A 16,326-nucleotide genomic window follows, 5' to 3' on the forward strand; every position below is an offset into this window, starting at 1 on the left:
CATGTTCAAAAACGACTCAGATATTGCCCAAATACAGGTGACGAAAGCAGGCGGGACAAATCCCGCCTTTTAAATCAATAACCCAAACTCTTCTTGGATTCATATTCCTGTTTAGCCGTATCGGGCTGTAATAAACGTGATTCGGTCTGTATAAACTTAGGTGGTTGGGTGCCATCTTTCTTCAATGCAATTAATGCATCAAAAGCTGGGCCGGCCATATTTGGTGTTAATTCAACGGTGGCATTTGCTTCACCACTGCTCATTGCTTTGAAGATATCTGGAACACCATCGATAGAAACAATTTTGATTTCGGAGCCAGGTTTCAAACCCGCTTCTTTAATGGCTTGAATAGCACCAATTGCCATATCATCGTTATGTGCATAAACGGCGCAGATATTTTTGCCGTTTTGCTCTGCTTTTATAAAGCTTTCCATAACCTCTTTGCCTTTACTACGTGTGAAATCTCCTGATTGAGAGCGAATTATTTTCACGTTTGGTGCAGAGGCAATTCCATCAGCAAAACCTTTTTTGCGGTTAATGGCTACACTAGAACCAACTGTGCCTTGGAGTTCAACCACATTGCAGGGTTTGCCTGCCACATCTTTCAACAGCCATTCACCTGCGACCTTACCTTCATATACGCTGTCCGAAGCTACTGCCGCTGTATATAAAGAGGGGTCATTCACCTCAATCATACGATCAAGCAGGAATACGGGGATTTTGGCTTCTTTTGCTTCCTGTAACACTGGCGTCCAACCAGTTGCCACCACAGGAGCAATAAAAATGGCATCAACACCCTGAGCAATAAATGATCTGACTGCTTTGATTTGGTTTTCTTGTTTTTGCTGAGCATCCGCGATTTTTAATGTTATTCCGCGTTTCTCCGCTTCTTGTTTAGAAACCTTAGTCTCCGCAGAGCGCCAACCGGACTCGGAACCTATTTGAGAAAAACCCACGACTAACGGAGCTGCCTGGACTGCACTACACATTGCTGCTGTCACAGCAGCTGCTAACAGTAAACGCCTGTACATATTTATCTCCTCACTTGCCATCGTCGAGTTGCTGACTCATTACTATTCTAAAGAACAGTTAATATGATCATTCAGAACATTGATTGCGCTGAATTTCGGCCAATTTGCGGATAATGTTGTTCTCAAAATACATGATGTTTTTTAAGGTGAGCTTCCTGATAGATAAAATGTTAATTAGTTTTAGTACATTTTGTGAAAGTAATAATGAGCAGCGTCACACCATAGAATAACAATCATTTTGTACATAAATTCAGCTGAATAGGCATAGATTGGGAACGTTACCTTTACAGGGGGCAGTAGGACTTTAATAAAGAATATGGCTAATAAGAGTGGTTAGCAGAGTAGTGGCAATTTGTGAGTTGGTAGGATAAATGGAGGTTTTTGATGTGAAGCTCAAATAGATGCTAGCTAAAACGGGGGATAATACCTAAAGAGAGTCAAATAATATGTATAAAAATCGAACTAAACGATTATTTTCGACATAAAAAAACCCCTCGCTTTCGCGAAGGGTTATTTATATGGCAGGGGCGGAGAGACTCGAACTCGCGACACCCGGTTTTGGAGACCGGTGCTCTACCAACTGAGCTACGCCCCTAAATAACGCTTAACATTATGCCTGCTAAAATAAGCAGGCATAATTTAAATAAGTGGCGGAACGGACGGGGCTCGAACCCGCGACCCCCTGCGTGACAGGCAGGTATTCTAACCAACTGAACTACCGCTCCACCGATTCTTTTACGTGTATCTTCCTGATACCTATCCTTTACAGGACCAGCGCTCCTCGCTGTGCAAAACCGCTCATAGCGATTTTGTCAGTTACCAGATGTCATTCTGATAACTCGTGTTTGATGCCTGGCAGTGTCCTACTCTCGCATGGGGAGACCCCACACTACCATCGGCGCTACGGCGTTTCACTTCTGAGTTCGGCATGGGTTCAGGTGGTCCCACCGCGCTATGGCCGCCAGGCAAATTCTGTTTTAATTAACCCGCTACACAGTTTCCCGCACAGCCAGCCAATCCAATCTCGGAACTTCGCTGAAAATCAATCTCACTCTCTCAAATCCAAAACACCTTCGGTGTTGTAAGGTTAAGCCTCACGGATCATTAGTACTGGTTAGCTCAATGCATCGCTGCACTTACACACCCAGCCTATCAACGTCATAGTCTTTAACGTTCCTTCAGGGGGCTTAAAGCCCCAGGGAAGACTCATCTCGAGGCAAGTTTCCCGCTTAGATGCTTTCAGCGGTTATCTCTTCCGAATTTAGCTACCGGGCAATGCCATTGGCATGACAACCCGAACACCAGTGATTCGTCCACTCCGGTCCTCTCGTACTAGGAGCAGCCCCTCTCAATCTTCCAACGCCCACGGCAGATAGGGACCGAACTGTCTCACGACGTTCTAAACCCAGCTCGCGTACCACTTTAAATGGCGAACAGCCATACCCTTGGGACCTACTTCAGCCCCAGGATGTGATGAGCCGACATCGAGGTGCCAAACACCGCCGTCGATATGAACTCTTGGGCGGTATCAGCCTGTTATCCCCGGAGTACCTTTTATCCGTTGAGCGATGGCCCTTCCATTCAGAACCACCGGATCACTAAGACCTACTTTCGTACCTGCTCGAGCCGTCACTCTCGCAGTCAAGCTAGCTTATGCCTTTGCACTAACCTCACGATGTCCGACCGTGATTAGCTAACCTTCGTGCTCCTCCGTTACTCTTTGGGAGGAGACCGCCCCAGTCAAACTACCCACCAGACACTGTCCTCACCCCGGATTACGGGGCCGAGTTAGAACATCAAACATTAAAGGGTGGTATTTCAAGGTTGGCTCCATGCAGACTGGCGTCCACACTTCGTTGCCTCCCACCTATCCTACACATCAAGGCTCAATGTTCAGTGTCAAGCTATAGTAAAGGTTCACGGGGTCTTTCCGTCTTGCCGCGGGTACACTGCATCTTCACAGCGAGTTCAATTTCACTGAGTCTCGGGTGGAGACAGCCTGGCCATCATTACGCCATTCGTGCAGGTCGGAACTTACCCGACAAGGAATTTCGCTACCTTAGGACCGTTATAGTTACGGCCGCCGTTTACTGGGGCTTCGATCAAGAGCTTCGCCTTGCGGCTGACCCCATCAATTAACCTTCCAGCACCGGGCAGGCGTCACACCGTATACGTCCACTTTCGTGTTTGCACAGTGCTGTGTTTTTATTAAACAGTTGCAGCCAGCTGGTATCTGCGACTGGCTTCGGCGCCGAGAGCAAGTCTCTTTACCTAATGCCAGCGTGCCTTCTCCCGAAGTTACGGCACCATTTTGCCTAGTTCCTTCACCCGAGTTCTCTCAAGCGCCTGAGTATTCTCTACCTGACCACCTGTGTCGGTTTGGGGTACGATTTAATGTTACCTGATGCTTAGAGGCTTTTCCTGGAAGCTTGGCATCAACTACTTCACCACCGTAGTGGCTCGTCATCACACCTCAGCGTTGATAAGTAACCGGATTTACCAAGTCGCTCCGCCTACATGCTTAAACCGGGACAACCGTCGCCCGGCTAGCCTAGCCTTCTCCGTCCCCCCTTCGCAGTAACACCAAGTACAGGAATATTAACCTGTTTCCCATCGACTACGCTTTTCAGCCTCGCCTTAGGGGTCGACTCACCCTGCCCCGATTAACGTTGGACAGGAACCCTTGGTCTTCCGGCGTGCGGGTTTTTCACCCGCATTATCGTTACTTATGTCAGCATTCGCACTTCTGATACCTCCAGCAACCCTCACAGGTCACCTTCAACGGCTTACAGAACGCTCCCCTACCCAACAACACCTAAGTGTCGCTGCCGCAGCTTCGGTGCATGGTTTAGCCCCGTTACATCTTCCGCGCAGGCCGACTCGACCAGTGAGCTATTACGCTTTCTTTAAATGATGGCTGCTTCTAAGCCAACATCCTGGCTGTCTATGCCTTCCCACATCGTTTCCCACTTAACCATGACTTTGGGACCTTAGCTGGCGGTCTGGGTTGTTTCCCTCTTCACGACGGACGTTAGCACCCGCCGTGTGTCTCCCGTGATAACATTCTTCGGTATTCGGAGTTTGCATCGGTTTGGTAAGCCGGGGTGGCCCCCTAGCCGAAACAGTGCTCTACCCCCGAAGATGAGTTCACGAGGCGCTACCTAAATAGCTTTCGGGGAGAACCAGCTATCTCCCGGTTTGATTGGCCTTTCACCCCCAGCCACAAGTCATCCGCTAATTTTTCAACATTAGTCGGTTCGGTCCTCCAGTTAGTGTTACCCAACCTTCAACCTGCCCATGGCTAGATCACCGGGTTTCGGGTCTATACCTTGCAACTAGACGCCCAGTTAAGACTCGGTTTCCCTACGGCTCCCCTATTCGGTTAACCTTGCTACAAAATATAAGTCGCTGACCCATTATACAAAAGGTACGCAGTCACACCACGAAGGTGCTCCCACTGCTTGTACGTACACGGTTTCAGGTTCTATTTCACTCCCCTCGCCGGGGTTCTTTTCGCCTTTCCCTCACGGTACTGGTTCACTATCGGTCAGTCAGGAGTATTTAGCCTTGGAGGATGGTCCCCCCATATTCAGACAGGATGTCACGTGTCCCGCCCTACTCATCGAACTCACACCATATGCATTTTTGTGTACGGGACTATCACCCTGTACCGTGCGACTTTCCAGACGCTTCCACTAACACATACGCTGATTCAGGTTCTGGGCTCCTCCCCGTTCGCTCGCCGCTACTGGGGGAATCTCGGTTGATTTCTTTTCCTCGGGGTACTTAGATGTTTCAGTTCCCCCGGTTCGCCTTGCATGGCTATGTATTCACCATGCAATAGTGCAACGAATTGCACTGGGTTTCCCCATTCGGGTATCGTCGGTTGTAACGGTTCATATCACCTTACCGACGCTTATCGCAGATTAGCACGCCCTTCATCGCCTCTGACTGCCTAGGCATCCACCGTGTACGCTTAGTCGCTTAACCTCACAACCCGAAGGTGTCTTTACAGACAACTTGCGTTGTAATTATTTGAGAGACTCTAATACAGGTTAATCCTTATCTCAGTACCTCTACGGAGAGATAAGTTTCAGCTGTATTGTTTCAATTTTCAGCTTGTTCCAGATTGTTAAAGAGCAATATCTTAAACACGACTTGTTAAAGTCATCTTTAAGATATTCAGTTGATAATGTCTTTCACACATTATCGGATTGGCGTCCCCAAGGGGATTCGAACCCCTGTTACAGCCGTGAAAGGGCAGTGTCCTAGGCCTCTAGACGATGGGGACACGGAGTTCCGATTAAACCGAAATCTAACCGTTTCGTGTCAGCATGAGTCGAAACTCACAACATCAACAGGTGCTCTTGCTCGTTTACATTCATCAGACAATCTGTGTGGACACTGCGCAATGCGTATCGTTAGGTAAGGAGGTGATCCAACCGCAGGTTCCCCTACGGTTACCTTGTTACGACTTCACCCCAGTCATGAATCACAAAGTGGTAAGCGCCCTCCCGAAGGTTAAGCTACCTACTTCTTTTGCAACCCACTCCCATGGTGTGACGGGCGGTGTGTACAAGGCCCGGGAACGTATTCACCGTAGCATTCTGATCTACGATTACTAGCGATTCCGACTTCATGGAGTCGAGTTGCAGACTCCAATCCGGACTACGACAGACTTTATGTGGTCCGCTTGCTCTCGCGAGTTCGCTTCACTTTGTATCTGCCATTGTAGCACGTGTGTAGCCCTACTCGTAAGGGCCATGATGACTTGACGTCATCCCCACCTTCCTCCGGTTTATCACCGGCAGTCTCCTTTGAGTTCCCACCATGACGTGCTGGCAACAAAGGATAAGGGTTGCGCTCGTTGCGGGACTTAACCCAACATTTCACAACACGAGCTGACGACAGCCATGCAGCACCTGTCTCACGGTTCCCGAAGGCACTAAAGCATCTCTGCTAAATTCCGTGGATGTCAAGAGTAGGTAAGGTTCTTCGCGTTGCATCGAATTAAACCACATGCTCCACCGCTTGTGCGGGCCCCCGTCAATTCATTTGAGTTTTAACCTTGCGGCCGTACTCCCCAGGCGGTCGACTTAACGCGTTAGCTCCGGAAGCCACGCCTCAAGGGCACAACCTCCAAGTCGACATCGTTTACAGCGTGGACTACCAGGGTATCTAATCCTGTTTGCTCCCCACGCTTTCGCACCTGAGCGTCAGTCTTTGTCCAGGGGGCCGCCTTCGCCACCGGTATTCCTCCAGATCTCTACGCATTTCACCGCTACACCTGGAATTCTACCCCCCTCTACAAGACTCTAGCTTGCCAGTTTCAAATGCAGCTCCCACGTTAAGCGCGGGGATTTCACATCTGACTTAACAAACCGCCTGCGTGCGCTTTACGCCCAGTAATTCCGATTAACGCTTGCACCCTCCGTATTACCGCGGCTGCTGGCACGGAGTTAGCCGGTGCTTCTTCTGCGAGTAACGTCAATCACAAAGGTTATTAACCTTTATGCCTTCCTCCTCGCTGAAAGTGCTTTACAACCCGAAGGCCTTCTTCACACACGCGGCATGGCTGCATCAGGCTTGCGCCCATTGTGCAATATTCCCCACTGCTGCCTCCCGTAGGAGTCTGGACCGTGTCTCAGTTCCAGTGTGGCTGGTCATCCTCTCAGACCAGCTAGGGATCGTCGCCTAGGTGAGCCATTACCCCACCTACTAGCTAATCCCATCTGGGCACATCCGATGGCGTGAGGCCCGAAGGTCCCCCACTTTGGTCCGTAGACGTTATGCGGTATTAGCTACCGTTTCCAGTAGTTATCCCCCTCCATCAGGCAGTTTCCCAGACATTACTCACCCGTCCGCCGCTCGTCACCCAGAGAGCAAGCTCTCTTGTGTTACCGCTCGACTTGCATGTGTTAGGCCTGCCGCCAGCGTTCAATCTGAGCCATGATCAAACTCTTCAATTTAAGATTTGTTTGATTTGCTATGAGTTAACATAGCGATGCTCAAAGATTACTTTCTGCAAATATGCATTCGAACCGAAGTTCAAATGTGTACTGCTTTGGTCACTCTTCAAGACTTTGATATTTCTTCTGCCTGTCGAAACAGGCTTCGATATCGTCTTGCGAGTGCCCACACAGATTGTCTGATAAATTGTTAAAGAGCGTTCGTTACCCGTTTGCCTTGCGGCGAATCTTACGGTAACGCGGGAGGCAGATAATACGCTTTCCCGCTGAAGAGTCAAGAGTTTATTTGGTTTCTTTCGAAGTCAAACTCAATCATTTCTCTTCCTGACCCGGCGAAGTGTATTTCGTTGTTCCCGGTCAGTGGAGGCGCATTATAGGGAGTTCCTGACAGCCTGCAACCCCTAATTTCAAAAAACTTTTCAACCGCTGATTCTTTAGTCAAAACGCCGTTAAATTGGCAGTTTTTCCAGCGTTAGAAAGCCATAACTCTGCAAAACGGGTAATAAAGCGTCAGTATCCGCATTCAGTGCCATGCAATACGCGATGTTTTCTTCATCGGAAGAAATCACATTTTCTTGAGAAGAGATAAGCCAGGCGGTACGACGGGCAATTGCAGCGCCGGAGTCAACCATTCGGGTGCCTTCTGGCAACACTTGCGCTAACTCTTCAGTTAATAGAGGAAAATGGGTGCAACCTAAAACGATAGTATCTGGCGGTTCACGCATGGCGAGCCACGGATGAAGGATTTTCTTTAATGCTTCCTTCGGAACAACACCACCATGTAACTTGGTTTCCGCCAACTCCACCAGCTCAGATGATCCCAGTAACTCAATTTTGCAGTCTGTCGCAAAGCGCTCGATCAAATCCTGGGTATAAGAAGCATGAACTGTGCCTCGAGTGGCTAGCAGACCGACAACACCATTACGTGTGAGCCGTACCGCAGGCTTGATGGCCGGAACCACCCCCACAACCGGGAAGGTAAAACGTTCACGTAAAGCAGGAAGAGAGACAGTGCTCGCCGTGTTGCAGGCAATAACCACGATAGCGAGCGGGTGGCGCTGTTGTACAGCGGTGACAATTTCCAATACGCGCTCAACAATAAACTCGCCTGACTTCTCCCCGTAAGGGAACGCAACGTTGTCGAAAGCATATATATAGTGGAGATCCGGCAGTAATTGCCGAATCTCCTGATAGACAGACAGCCCGCCAACACCTGAGTCAAAAATCAGCGCTGTCGGGCGATTAGCAGTATCAGCCTTAGAAGTTGTAGCTTCCGGTGAGGTAATACTCTCGTCCAGCGGTTTTATAGCCATAAGCCGTTTCGTATTCTTTATCAAACAGGTTGGCAATTCTACCACGAACTGTTAGATGAGAAGTAACCGGATAGCCCGCTGAAACGTCTACTGTGCTGTAACTCGATAATTCACGCTGAGTCGAGCTATAAGCTGAGGTGCTATTGTCATAACGTTTACCGTAATACTGATAAGAGACATCCATATCAAGGTTAAACATCGTCCAATCTAACTGATACTTCGCCTGTTGCTTAGAACGGCGAGCTAATACCTCATTATTCAGATCATTACGCGGGTCAATATATTGCAGTGTGACTCCGTGCGTAAATATGCCGGTAGTGAGATTACCCGTCCACTCCACACCTTTTATGGTCGCGGAATTGACATTGTAGTAATGCCCTTTGAATGTTGAATTATCAAAAGAGTAATCAATCAGATTTTCAATTTTGTTGTGATAAGCGGACAAACGCCAGTCAAGTGGCCCAGTGACCCCTTCCAAACCCGCTTCCCATTGGCGAGACTCTTCCGGCTTAAGGTCACTGTTGGATACGATGTCAAAGCGCTGCGAACCATATTGCTGACCCAGAGACGGAGCCAGAAAACCGGTGCCATAAGACACGGTTACGCGATAGTCAGGAACGAACTCCCAGCCCGCCGCAGTTTGCCATGTTTCATGCCAGCCAAATTGCTCATCCTTATCGCCACGACCAGAAGCTTCTAATGTCACATTGCCGATTTTCTGCTGTCCGCTAAGGTATAAACCAGTGTTATCCCGCTTATAAGTATCAGAGATGGTCTGACTAGATGAGGTCAAACGCTGTTGCTGCCAGTCAAGGCCCGCGCTCAATGTTCCACTTTCAAAGCTGTAAGTGTTGCCCCATTGCACATTTCGCTGATCCATATTATCCAGCGTGGTAGCCACACCATAGCGGCCATATTGGCTACTAAAGTTGTAATCTTTATATTTCTGATAGCTACCGATTAATTGTGAAGAGTAGGCACCCGAAGCATAACGCAATCCCGCATCATAAGTGTGGTTATATAGCCGCTCTTCATCGCCGCTATAAGCCGGAGACGACAAACTGCCAATATCGTAATCAGAATTGTTGGTATAACCATAACCTCTGACGAAACCAGATATCTCTTGGTTGAATTGATGCTCCAACCCTGCCCAGAAGTTTTTATTGCGGAAACCATCACGGTCGTTATCGATTGGGTTCGGTGAGTCAGGTTTGATGTTATATCCGTTGCTGGTTTGATACCCGCCTGCTAACGTCGCCAAGGTCTCGCCAAAGCGCTGGCGAACACTGCCATCATATTGCTGATAGCCTTTAGAGCCGATCCCGGCATTAATCTGCGCGCCTTCCTGGTCTGTCTGCGTAATCACATTAATAACGCCACCAATGGCACCAGAACCATAAACAGCAGAACGCGGCCCGCGGATATATTCAACCCGCTGCACTAAGGAAATAGGGATTTGATCGAGGTTAACGCTGTTAACAATACCGGTACGTGCCAGGGGAATGCCATCGATCAATATCAGGACATGGCGGGCTTCGGTGCCACGGATATACATAGAAGAACCCTGACCTACCCCGCCGAATTGTGCAATGTCCACCCCCGGTAAACGGCGCATCACTTCATTAAGACTTTTCGCCTGCCAGCGGTCGATATCATCGCGCGTGACCACATCGGCAGGAGCCAATACGGTAGAAATAGGTTGTTTGAAACGGCTGGCGGTAACCACCATTTCATCTTTATTGCCGGTTGTGGTATTACCTTGCGCCCATCCAGAAAATGCTGTCATAGAGAGAGCTGTGAGCAGCGTATATTTTTTAATTGTGATTGTATTTTTAGTGATCATTAAGAGAGCATCCAAACTCAAATAGCGGATGCCGCAGTGCCATGGCCGGTATTACGCGACGACCACGAATATTGCGACGTGATACCGGCAGGTCTTCGGGCTTGGGATCTCTGTTATCTGACTATGAATAAAACAGAGCGGGCGATGACTTCCCATCCTTACGGACAGTGTCTGGTTGAAACCTATCGCCGTGACTTCCCCTTACCGCTGCGCGTCAGCTCCGGATTTACACCGGATTCCCTTTTAACTCTTAGGTGTTTAAGTAACAGCTTGAGGCCGGAACGCAATGCTACGATCAAGTAAAATAGATGTCTAGACTTCCATTATTGTTACAAGGAATAAATACAACAAAACTGGACATCAGAGCCACTTTCCCTACAATCCGCAGCAATACTCCTCTTTTATTATGTCCAGACGAGAAGAAACATGACTCCTGACATCCTGCCGACTGACGGCTACGAGCACCAATTGGCGGAAAAATCTGCCCGTCTTCAGGCGATGATGTCGCCGTTTCAGGCACCCGCTGCGGAAATATTCCGTTCTCCAGCAGAACATTACCGCATGAGAGCCGAGTTCCGTGTTTGGCATGATGAAGACGACCTTTACCACATCATGTTTGACCAACAGACTAAGCAGCGAATTAGGGTTGAGCAATTCCCGGTAGCCAGTTTGTTAATTAATCGTCTAATGAGTGCACTGATGACGGCCATCAGAGCCGAGCCGATTTTGCGACGCAAACTGTTCCAGATTGATTACTTATCGACCCTAAGTGGCAAACTGATTGCCTCTTTGCTATATCACCGTCCATTAGATGAAGAGTGGCAGCACAAAGCCCTGGAACTGCGTGACCAATTGCGCGAGCAAGGTTTTGACCTGCAACTGATTGGCCGAGCGTCAAAAACCAAAATCATGCTGGATCACGACCATATCGACGAAGTGTTGCCCGTCGCCGGGCGCGACATGATTTATCGTCAGGTTGAAAATAGTTTCACCCAACCTAATGCGGCGGTGAATATTCATATGTTGGAATGGGCGATTGATGTCACTCAACATGCCAGCGGCGATTTATTAGAGTTGTACTGCGGCAACGGTAATTTCTCACTGGCGTTGGCACGTAATTTTGATCGCGTATTGGCAACTGAAATTGCCAAACCGTCAGTCGCGGCGGCGCAATACAATATCGCAGCCAATCATATCGATAATGTGCAAATTATCCGGATGTCAGCGGAGGAATTTACCCAGGCTATGCAAGGTGTGCGTGAGTTTAACCGCCTGAAGGGTATTGATTTGAGTAGTTACAACTGCGAGACCATTTTTGTCGATCCGCCACGTAGTGGGTTGGATGATGAAACTGTTAAGCTGGTACAGGCCTATCCACGTATCCTTTATATCTCCTGTAATCCAGAAACCCTGAGTGCCAACCTTGAACAGTTACAACACACTCATAAAATCAGCCGATTAGCGCTATTTGATCAGTTCCCTTACACCCATCATATGGAATGTGGGGTTTTACTGGAAAAACGAGACTGACGGACAGCAGGAATCGAGACAAAAAAGGGCAACGCGATGTTGCCCTTTCTATTGGGTGCAATGAATGAACAGAAAAGCTATTGCGGATGCTGGTTATCTATATCCGCGTCGGTATCAGTATTGATGTCTATCTGCACCGATTTACGTGCTTTCAGTTTGAATAAGATCCAGAACACCAACACCACACTCAAAATCGAAGGGACAAAGTTAGAACCAATCGCCGGATGCTCAACCCGCACAATCGCGCTATACAATAAAATGCCAAGTAAGAAACACGCACCAGCCAGTACCGGCAGGCCTTGCGGCATGGCAAAATTAAGATAGCGCTGATGCAAACAATAAACCGCCAAGATTAATGTCAGCAGAGGAAAAACTGAAAAAGGAACAAACCCGCTGAATAACGTATTGAATGAGCCGTTTATTGCCAACCCTGTAATCAAAGCCAGCAGCAGGGTGCCCATTTCACGGTGAGGTTGTTTTTCAGAATAAGCTTGTTGTTGAGAGCAAGATTGTTTTTTAGAGCAAGATTGTTCCATTGTTTTCCTTACCTTATTAAGCGCGGGATACAGCGAGCTTTTCCTGCTCGCGCCGATACCAATAATAAGCACCCTTGGAGATCATCCGCAGTTGTAAAACCAGTCGTTCTTCTAACTGTCGCCGCTGTTCAGCATCTACGTCTAGTACTTCTGCACCCGCACTGAAGACAATTGTGACCATAGCCTCAGCTTGTGCTTCAGTGAAGCTGCGCGGCATATGGTTTTCTAGCTCAAGATAATCGGCCAGCTCGGCAATAAAATGTTGAATTTCACGCGCAACTGCCGCACGGAATGCGGCGGACGTCCCAGACCGCTCCCGCAGCAATAAGCGGAATGCATTAGGGTTATTACCGATAAATTCCATGAATGTAGATACTGAGGTGCGGATAACACTGCCGCCCTTGGCAATCCGCTGACGAGCTTGCCGCATAAGTTGGCGCAACATCAGACCGCTTTCGTCGACCATTGTCAGCCCAAGTTCGTCTACATCACGGAAATGCCGATAAAAAGAAGTCGGTGCAATACCCGCCTCACGGGAGACTTCCCGCAAACTCAGGCTGGCAAAACTCCGCTCAGCACTTAGTTGGCTGAACGCCGCTTCGATAAGGGAACGACGAGTCCGCTCTTTTTGTTGTGCTCTGACGCCCATAATCGTACCCAAAGGATATCCAATTTCTCAATCTAAGACATATAGTCAGCAATATACCAAACTTTATAGTAACAACCGTTATACAAACGTATCATCACAATACAGAATTGCCGCTTTACAGCACACGTCACGGGAATTTACCTATTGTTTATTGGGTTATATCCAGGATGATGTTAATGTTGCGTTGTAATTTTGTATAATAATAGGTCTCTCCTACATGCAACAGCATTTCCATTTTGATGCCATTGTTATTGGCTCGGGTCCTGGCGGTGAAGGTGCCGCTATGGGGTTGGTTAAGCAAGGTGCCCGCGTCGCCGTGATTGAACGGTACAGTAATGTGGGCGGGGGGTGCACCCATTGGGGCACCATCCCTTCCAAAGCTTTGCGCCACGCCGTTAGCCGTATTATCGAGTTCAATCAAAATCCACTTTACAGCGACAACGCCCGAACCATCAGCTCCTCTTTTGCTGATATCTTAAACCATGCGGATCGCGTTATTAATCAGCAAACCCGTATGCGCCAGGGCTTTTATGATCGTAATCACTGCCAAATGTTCTCCGGCGATGCTAGTTTTATTGATGCCAATACCATAAACGTGCGTTATGCAGATGGTACCAACGATACACTGCGAGCCGATAACATCGTGATTGCGACCGGTTCACGCCCCTATCGCCCAGCAAATGTTGATTTTACCCACGAACGCATATACGACAGCGATACTATTTTACAACTCAGCCATGAGCCCCAACACGTCATTATCTATGGCGCTGGGGTTATTGGCTGTGAATACGCTTCAATTTTCCGTGGCTTGAGTGTCAAAGTTGATTTAATCAATACCCGCGACCGTCTGCTGGCGTTCCTCGATCAGGAAATGTCAGATGCCCTCTCTTACCACTTCTGGAATAACGGCGTAGTTATCCGCCATAACGAAGAATTTGAGCAGATTGAAGGAACCGTTGACGGAGTTATTGTCCATCTAAAATCAGGCAAAAAGGTCAAAGCAGATTGTTTGCTGTATGCTAATGGACGCACCGGTAATACCAGTGGCTTAGGCTTAGAGAAAATTGGGCTGGAAGCGGATAGCCGCGGCTTGTTGAAGGTCAACAGCATGTATCAAACAGCACTTTCCCATGTGTATGCGGTTGGGGATGTCATTGGCTACCCAAGTCTGGCCTCTGCGGCTTATGATCAAGGGCGAATTGCAGCACAGGCGATGATCAAAGGCGAAGCGAATACTCACCTGATCGAAGATATTCCAACCGGAATTTATACTATCCCGGAAATCAGCTCGGTGGGTAAAACGGAACAAGATCTAACAGCGATGAAAGTCCCCTACGAGGTGGGTCGCGCGCAATTTAAACATCTCGCACGGGCGCAAATCGTTGGCATGGATACCGGCAGTTTAAAAATCTTGTTCCATCGGGAAACCAAACAGATCCTCGGCATTCATTGCTTTGGCGAACGTGCGGCTGAAATTATCCACATCGGGCAGGCCATAATGGAGCAAAAAGGAGAAGGCAATACTATCGAATATTTCGTTAATACTACCTTCAACTATCCAACTATGGCAGAAGCCTACCGAGTGGCTGCACTCAATGGATTAAACCGCCTGTTCTAATTTTGGGTTGATAACATCTGAATCCATGCGCGGTTGCATGTGTTTACGTATGGCCTCGGCAAGTTGCTCATAGCGGCCACGCAATGGGGAGCCGGGGCGATACACTAACGCAATAGTGCGCTTTGGTACTGGCTTGTAGCATTCCAGATAACAAACACCATCACGCTTTCTTTCATTCGGTACTGCAAGTGATGGCAATAGCGTAATTCCGCTTCCCGCTGCAACCATGTTACGCAGAGTTTCCAAGCTGGTAGCGCGGAAATGTGTGTCTTCATCAGCGCCGGCCTGGAAGCAAAAACCCATCGCCTGATCTCGCAAACAGTGACCATCTTCCAGCATCAGTAATTTCTCACCTGCCAGCTCATGCATCTGCACTTTGTCACGATCGGCCCACGGGTGATCAGCATAAATCGCCAATTGCATCGGCTCATCAAAGAGCGGAACTTCAATAAAAGCTTCTGTCTCTTTAACCAAAGCCAGAATGGCACAATCGAGTTTACCGCTATCCAACTGTGCCAGAAGGTTTTGGGTTTGCGCTTCGTGCAGATACATTTCCAGTTTAGGAAATGTTTGATGCAACATAGGGATGATTTGCGGCAATAAATACGGCCCAACAGTAGGAATAAGTCCAATATGCAGTGGGCCAGACATGCTCTCTCCCTGCAAACTAGCCATCTCTTTGAGCACTTTCACTTCTCGCAATACTGTTCTGGCTTGTTCCACCAGCAACAACCCTGCTTGGGTAAACAACACTTTACGACTGGTGCGCTCTAACAACATCACGCCCAGTTCATCTTCCAGTTTACGAATCTGGCCACTTAATGTGGGTTGACTGACATGACAAGAGTCGGCTGCGCGACGGAAATGCCTGAACTCAGCCAGCGCCACTAGGTATTCTAAATCACGAATATTCATCGGTGCTCCGCTTTATGATAGCCATTAACGATAGATAAGATAGCAACCAGTGATTAGAACTATCAAGTGATAAAATGAATAATGTGTCCCAACGAAGAGATACCCAGAAAAATTTAAATATTTTATTTTCTAATTAAGGAGTTACAAATGTTTACTAGCCAAGAAGGTAAAAAAGTCCCACAAGTCACTTTCCATACCCGTCAGGGCGACCAGTGGATTGATGTAACTACCGATGAGTTATTTAACAATAAAACCGTAATCGTATTTTCACTACCGGGTGCCTTTACCCCGACTTGTTCTTCCAGCCATCTGCCGCGTTATAACGAACTGGCCGGTGTGTTTAAACAACACGGTGTTGATAGCATTCTGTGTGTGTCGGTCAATGATACTTTCGTGATGAATGCCTGGAAAGCTGATCAACATGCTGAAAATATTACTTTCATTCCTGATGGTAACGGCGAATTCACCAAAGGCATGAATATGCTGGTTGAGAAAGCTGATCTGGGCTTCGGACCGCGTTCATGGCGTTATTCAATGCTGGTACGTAATGGCGTGGTTGAGAAAATGTTTGTCGAGCCAAACAAACCAGGTGACCCGTTTGAAGTGTCTGATGCTGACACCATGCTTAAATATCTGGCCCCTGATTTTAAAGTACAGGAATCAGTTTCTGTCTTTACCAAACCAGGCTGCCCATTCTGTGCCAAAGCTAAACAGATGCTGCAAGATCGTGGTATTCAGTATGAAGAAATCGTGCTGGGTAAAGATGCCACCACCGTCAGTCTGCGCGCTGTGACTGGCCGTGGGACAGTGCCACAAGTGTTTATCGGTGGCCGCCATATTGGTGGTAGTGATGATTTAGAGAATTACTTATCTGCTTAATAATATTAATAGAATGAAGATAATATGAAGTAGCTTGGTAGGC

At 48.1% G+C, this 16,326-nt stretch carries 9 protein-coding genes, 3 tRNA genes, 3 rRNA genes and 1 riboswitch; of the genes, 3 read left to right on the forward strand and 12 right to left on the reverse strand.

Features of this window, described 5'->3' with window-relative positions; translation table 11 throughout:
• Nucleotides 1–74: 74 nt before the first annotated feature.
• The 9 genes from ytfQ to btuB all read right to left on the reverse strand — a co-directional run bounded on the left by ytfQ (nt 75) and on the right by btuB (nt 10,156).
• Entirely contained in the window at nt 75–1,031 is a 957-nt protein-coding gene (gene ytfQ, locus ACF3VQ_RS20360) for a galactofuranose ABC transporter, galactofuranose-binding protein YtfQ (RefSeq protein WP_005162730.1), read from the reverse strand.
• Nucleotides 1,032–1,550: 519 nt separating this feature from the next.
• Nucleotides 1,551–1,626: transfer RNA gene (locus tag ACF3VQ_RS20365), tRNA-Trp, on the reverse strand.
• A gap of 53 nt (nt 1,627–1,679) precedes the next feature.
• Nucleotides 1,680–1,756 (reverse strand) — tRNA-Asp (locus ACF3VQ_RS20370).
• Between the two features lie 125 nt (nt 1,757–1,881).
• Nucleotides 1,882–1,997 (reverse strand): 5S ribosomal RNA (rrf, locus tag ACF3VQ_RS20375).
• Between the two features lie 117 nt (nt 1,998–2,114).
• Nucleotides 2,115–5,021 (reverse strand): 23S ribosomal RNA (locus ACF3VQ_RS20380).
• Between the two features lie 225 nt (nt 5,022–5,246).
• Nucleotides 5,247–5,322: transfer RNA gene (locus ACF3VQ_RS20385), tRNA-Glu, on the reverse strand.
• 135 nt (nt 5,323–5,457) lie between these two features.
• Nucleotides 5,458–7,000 (reverse strand): 16S ribosomal RNA (locus ACF3VQ_RS20390).
• Together the 16S, 23S and 5S rRNA genes with 3 tRNA genes alongside form the textbook arrangement of a ribosomal RNA operon.
• Before the next feature lie 449 nt (nt 7,001–7,449).
• Complete coding sequence (gene murI / locus ACF3VQ_RS20395) at nt 7,450–8,313, reverse strand: glutamate racemase (protein WP_392432736.1); 864 nt, start codon at nt 8,311–8,313, stop codon at nt 7,450–7,452.
• Complete coding sequence (btuB, locus tag ACF3VQ_RS20400; protein ID WP_392432737.1) at nt 8,258–10,156, reverse strand: TonB-dependent vitamin B12 receptor BtuB; 1,899 nt, start codon at nt 10,154–10,156, stop codon at nt 8,258–8,260. Before btuB ends, murI begins: the two co-directional genes overlap by 56 nt.
• 68 nt (nt 10,157–10,224) lie before the next feature.
• Nucleotides 10,225–10,452, reverse strand: a riboswitch (cobalamin riboswitch).
• A 130-nt stretch (nt 10,453–10,582) separates the two neighbouring features.
• Here btuB and trmA point away from each other — a divergent pair.
• A complete protein-coding gene (trmA, locus tag ACF3VQ_RS20405; protein ID WP_392432738.1) occupies nt 10,583–11,686 on the forward strand; it encodes a tRNA (uridine(54)-C5)-methyltransferase TrmA in 1,104 nt (367 codons plus the stop codon).
• Nucleotides 11,687–11,763: 77 nt separating this feature from the next.
• Here the strand turns inward: trmA and ACF3VQ_RS20410 are convergent, their stop codons facing one another.
• Nucleotides 11,764–12,222, reverse strand: coding sequence for a YijD family membrane protein (locus ACF3VQ_RS20410; RefSeq protein ID WP_392432739.1), 459 nt, complete (start codon nt 12,220–12,222; stop codon nt 11,764–11,766).
• 16 nt (nt 12,223–12,238) lie between these two features.
• A complete protein-coding gene (gene fabR / locus ACF3VQ_RS20415; protein WP_005163800.1) occupies nt 12,239–12,871 on the reverse strand; it encodes an HTH-type transcriptional repressor FabR in 633 nt (210 codons plus the stop codon).
• A gap of 217 nt (nt 12,872–13,088) precedes the next feature.
• Between fabR and sthA the strand changes: the two genes are divergently transcribed.
• Nucleotides 13,089–14,489, forward strand: a complete 1,401-nt coding sequence (gene sthA / locus ACF3VQ_RS20420; protein WP_392432740.1) for a Si-specific NAD(P)(+) transhydrogenase — start codon at nt 13,089–13,091, stop codon at nt 14,487–14,489.
• Here the strand turns inward: sthA and oxyR are convergent.
• The gene (gene oxyR / locus ACF3VQ_RS20425; RefSeq protein WP_392432741.1) at nt 14,472–15,404 is read right to left on the reverse strand and encodes a DNA-binding transcriptional regulator OxyR; all 933 of its coding nucleotides are present in this window, start codon (nt 15,402–15,404) and stop codon (nt 14,472–14,474) included. The two genes, sthA and oxyR, sit on opposite strands and share 18 nt — an antisense overlap.
• 147 nt (nt 15,405–15,551) lie before the next feature.
• On the opposite strand from oxyR, the gene ACF3VQ_RS20430 reads away from it, so the two are divergent.
• Nucleotides 15,552–16,283 carry a glutathione peroxidase gene (locus ACF3VQ_RS20430; RefSeq protein WP_392432742.1) on the forward strand — a complete coding sequence of 244 codons (732 nt, stop codon included), beginning with the start codon at nt 15,552–15,554 and terminating at the stop codon, nt 16,281–16,283.
• Nucleotides 16,284–16,326: the final 43 nt, after the last annotated feature.

It is taken from the genome of Yersinia fenwicki (genome assembly GCF_043099325.1).
GTDB lineage: Bacteria > Pseudomonadota > Gammaproteobacteria > Enterobacterales > Enterobacteriaceae > Yersinia.